Annotated in this window: 4 protein-coding genes; all 4 read right to left on the bottom strand. The window is 52.2% G+C overall.

Translation table 11 applies throughout. The features are described 5' to 3' along the window. Positions 1 to 300, bottom strand: a 300-nt coding sequence (locus VIN66_RS10115; RefSeq protein WP_331923871.1) for a CDP-alcohol phosphatidyltransferase family protein, incomplete at its 3' end; no start/stop codon positions are given. A gap of 118 nt (positions 301 to 418) precedes the next feature. Next, on the bottom strand, positions 419 to 2,998 hold the full coding sequence (gene clpB, locus VIN66_RS10110; protein ID WP_331923870.1) for an ATP-dependent chaperone ClpB: 2,580 nt from the start codon (positions 2,996 to 2,998) through the stop codon (positions 419 to 421). Between the two features lie 92 nt (positions 2,999 to 3,090). After that, positions 3,091 to 3,825, bottom strand: coding sequence for a peptidoglycan editing factor PgeF (pgeF, locus tag VIN66_RS10105; RefSeq protein WP_331923869.1), 735 nt, complete (start codon positions 3,823 to 3,825; stop codon positions 3,091 to 3,093). Positions 3,826 to 3,832: 7 nt separating this feature from the next. Continuing rightward, positions 3,833 to 4,756 (bottom strand): 23S rRNA pseudouridine(1911/1915/1917) synthase RluD (rluD, locus tag VIN66_RS10100; RefSeq protein ID WP_331923868.1); only part of this gene is annotated, 924 nt, incomplete at its 5' end.

Below are 4,756 nucleotides of genomic sequence, written 5' to 3'. Positions count from 1 at the left end.
CTCCGCCAGGCCCCAGTTGTACGCCACCAAAGCCGGTGCCATACCAAAAGACAACATATCAGACATGCTGTCATATTGGGCACCAAACTCGCTTTGCGTATTCGTCAACCTGGCAACTCTGCCATCGAGACCGTCAAAAATCATCGCGACAAAAATGGCCACTGCTGCAGCTTCAAAGTGTCCGTTCATCGATGCCACTATGGCGTAAAAACCGGAGAACAACCCACCTGTGGTCAGTAAATTAGGTAACAGGAAAATGCCCTTGCGCGGGGCGGTGTCTTGCGTTTTTGACTCAGTCATAAAGCCACTTCTGCTTTGGGAAATTAGTAATGATTATAAGGGACATACCTTAACATGGATAGCCTGATGGCAAAAGTGACCGCCGTGGCGGTCACTTTTAAAGCAAGGGTTAGCTTAGTTAAGGCTGGCTGCTGACGACAAAGCGTGAGCCATCATGATCAAGTAATACTGTGCTACCCGGTGCAATATTGCCCTGCAGCAACGCCTGCGCCAGAGGGTTTTCCAGGTGTTGCTGAATAGCCCTTTTCAGTGGTCTTGCACCATACAGCGGGTCAAACCCGACCTCAGCCAGTTTATCCAGTGCTGCATCACTGATACTGAACTGATATTGCCGCTCAGCAAGACGCTGCTCCAGCCTCGCCAGCTGAATTTTAGCAATACTGCGTATTTGCTTATTATCCAGCGGGTGAAATACTACGGTTTCGTCCAGCCGGTTTAAAAACTCCGGCCTGAACTGCTTCACCAGAACGTCCATCAGCATGTCTTTCATCTGACCATAGCTGTATTCACGGTAATGCTCCTGAATAAGATCCGAGCCCAGATTCGATGTCATGATAATGACAGTGTTTTTAAAGTCCACCGTGCGGCCCTGACCGTCCGTTAAGCGCCCGTCGTCCAGAACCTGCAGCAGAATGTTGAACACATCGGGATGTGCTTTTTCTACTTCATCAAGCAGCACCACGGAATAGGGTTTGCGCCGCACCGCCTCGGTCAGGTAGCCGCCCTCTTCGTAACCAACATACCCCGGCGGCGCACCTACCAGACGCGACACGGCATGCTTTTCCATAAACTCGGACATATCAATGCGAACCATCGCATCCGGGCTGTCAAACAGGAAGGTTGCCAGTGACTTGGTCAGCTCAGTTTTACCTACCCCGGTTGGGCCTAAAAACAAGAACGATCCTATCGGCTTGTTCGGATCAGCCAGACCAGCACGGGAGCGGCGGATAGCGTGCGCAACGGCTGTTACTGCTTCATCCTGGCCGATAACCTTCTCGTGCAGTGCCTGCTCCATCCGCAACAATTTGTCGCGTTCGCCTTCGAGCATCTTACTGACAGGAATGCCGGTGGCTTTAGACAGCACATCAGCAATTTCCTGGTCGGTCACTTTGTTACGCAGCAGGGTGTTATCATGCATTTCCGCCTGAGATGCCAGATCGAGCTTTTTCTCCAGTTCGGGAATACGGCCATACTGTAGTTCAGACATCCGCTGTAAATCGCTGGCACGGCGTGCAACTTCCAAATCCAGCCTGGCCTGCTCTAACTCAGCCTTAATATTCTGAGTGCCTTGCAGTGCTGCTTTTTCTGACTCCCAGACTTCATCTAACTCATTGTATTTAACATCCAGCTCGCGGATTTGCTCCTGAATCATATCCCGCCGTTTTTTGGTGGCCTCATCGGTCTCTTTCGCCAGCGCGTTATCTTCCAGCTTCAGCTGAATAATCCGCCGCTCTAAACGGTCAAGCTCTTCCGGTTTGGAGTCCATCTGCATACGAATGCTGGATGCGGCTTCATCAATCAGATCTATCGCTTTATCCGGCAATTGCCGGTCAGACACATAGCGATGTGACAGGGTTGCCGCGGCAACGATTGCCGGATCGGTAATTTCTACCGCGTGGTGCAACTCATAGCGCTCTTTCAAGCCACGCAATATTGCTATGGTATCTTCGACTGACGGCTCTTCTACCAGCACTTTCTGAAAGCGGCGTTCAAGCGCTGCATCTTTTTCAATGTACTTGCGGTACTCATCTAACGTGGTCGCGCCAAGGCAATGCAGCTCGCCACGCGCCAGTGCGGGTTTTAGCATATTACCGGCATCCATAGCACCGTCTGCCTTGCCGGCCCCGACCATGGTATGAATTTCATCGATAAACAGAATGACCTGGCCTTCTTCTTTGGCCAGTTCGTTCAGTACTGCCTTTAAGCGCTCTTCAAATTCGCCACGGTATTTAGCCCCGGCCAGCAAAGAGCCCATATCCAGCGACAGCACCCGCTTGTCTTTCAAGCCTTCAGGCACTTCTTTATTAATGATCCGAAGCGCCAGCCCTTCGACAATAGCGGTTTTGCCGACGCCAGGCTCACCGATTAATACCGGGTTGTTCTTTGTGCGCCGCTGCAGCACCTGAATACAACGACGGATCTCTTCATCACGCCCAATTACAGGGTCAAGCTTGCCTGCTTCAGCCCGCGCGGTTAAATCGACAGTGTACTTCGTCAGCGCCTGGCGGGTATCTTCAGCATTAGGGTCATCTACTTTCTGCCCGGCACGCATTTGCTCAATGGCTGCTTCAACCCCCTCTTTAGTTACACCAATCAGCCGCAGAATCTTGCCCAGATCAGACTTGTCTTCTGTCGCCGCCAGCACGAACAGTTCGCTGGAAATAAACTGGTCTTTACGCTTTTGTGCAAACTTATCGCATTGCTGCAGCAACTGGGCAGTAGCGGAAGATAACTGCAGGTTTGCACCTTCACCTTCAACTCTTGGCAGACGGTCAATCGCCTGACTTACTTTAGAGCGCAGCTCGTTAAAATTGATTGCCAGACGGTTTAACAGCTCCCGCACTGTGCCGCCTTCCTGATTCAGCAGGGCAAACATCAGATGCACAGGTTCTATAAACTGCTGGTCACGGCCAAGCGCCAGCGACTGCGCATCCGCAATCGCTTCCTGAAACTTACTGGTAAATTTATCCAGACGCATGGATAGCTCCTCAATGAACAACTTCGTTGTGTCATAAGATTGGGTGCTGCTGGCGGAAATTCAAGCAAGAAACGTCAAAAAATTGACTTAGATCAGTCTAACCAGATAGAAGCTGCCATCCGACCGGTTTGGCCGTCACGGCGGTAAGAGAAAAACAGCTCAGGCTGAGCGTAAGTACAGAAGTTGCCACCGTATATCTGCCACACCCCTGCAGCCTGTAAACGTTGACGCGCCAACAGATACAAATCAGCCTGCCATTTGTCTGCTCCACCTGCAACAAAAGCCTGCTCCGCTTCTACCGCCTTTGACATAAAAGCCGCCCGCACTTCAGGCCCCACCTCAAATGCACTCTGACTGATTGCCGGCCCTAAATACGCTAAAATCTGGTCCGCCAAAGCAAACTTCGCAACAGCGCGCTCGATAATACCGTCACATAAGCCGCGCCAGCCCGCATGTACTGCAGCAACCTGAGTACCGTTGGCGTTACACAGCAGCAGCGGCAAACAGTCAGCCGTCATTACGGTACAAACCACTTTGGCAACCGATGTCACACTGGCGTCAGATTGCTGCCCCGCCCTGCTGGCTTTGTCAATAGGTAAAACGCGGGTGCCATGTACCTGCTGCAACCACACTGGCTCCGCAGGCATTTGCGCCAATTGCTTAAAACGGGCACGGTTTTCTGCCACACAATGCGGATTGTCAGCAACATGGTTTCCCAGGTTCAGACTGGCATAACGGCCTTCCGAGCAGCCACCAGTACGCGTACTGATGACAGCTCTGACATTTGCCGGCGCAGGCCAATCGGGTAGCAGCAAGCTTTCTGACATCGGCTAGCTACACATAGTCCAGACCGTGCTCGGCCGTATCAGCCCGTAGCGCTGCATTTAACTGCACCATATCGTCTGGTATAGGCGCATGCCACTCCAGGATCTCGCAGGTGATCGGATGTGCCAAACGCAACATAGCGGCATGCAGTGCCTGGCGCTTAAAGTTACGCAGTATCGTCAGCAGGTGCTCATCAGCTTTACGCGGTGGACGTGGCCGACCAGCGTAGACAGGATCACCCACCAACGGATGATTCACAAAGGTCATATGCACGCGGATTTGGTGCGTACGACCGGTTTCCAGCCGCAGACGCAAACGGGTATGTGCGCGGTATTTTTCCATCACCCGAAAATGCGTGGTGGCTGGTTTGCCCGACTGACTTACCGCCATATGGGTGCGTTTAGTCGGATGACGGCCAATAGGCTCATCGATAGTACCGCCACCAGTCATGGCACCATGGCAGACAGCTTCATACTCACGGGTAATTTCACGTGCCTGCATCGCTTCAACCAAATGGGTTTGCGCGGGGATCGTTTTAGCGACCACCATCAGGCCAGTGGTATCTTTATCCAGCCGGTGGATAATACCGGCACGCGGTACCTCTGCAATGCCCGGGCAATGATGCAGTAAGGCATTTAACAAAGTGCCATCAGCGTTACCCGCGCCCGGATGTACCACTAAACCGGCCGGTTTGTTGATCACCAGTATATGTTCATCTTCATAAACAATATTCAGATCAATCGCTTCGGCTTCAAAGCGCTCGTCTTCCGGCAGCTCAGCAAGGATATCGATGTGTTCGCCACCCAGCATTTTCTCGCGTGGTTTGTTTTGCACCACTCCGCCGACTTTAACCGCGTCAGCTAAAATCCATTCTTTTATCCGCGAACGCGAATAATCGGGGAACATTTCTGCCAGAACCTGATCTAAGCGCTT

It is taken from the genome of Rheinheimera sp. (genome assembly GCF_036568245.1).
Taxonomy (GTDB): domain Bacteria; phylum Pseudomonadota; class Gammaproteobacteria; order Enterobacterales; family Alteromonadaceae; genus Alishewanella.
This window is presented reverse-complemented; position numbering and strand designations above follow the sequence as displayed.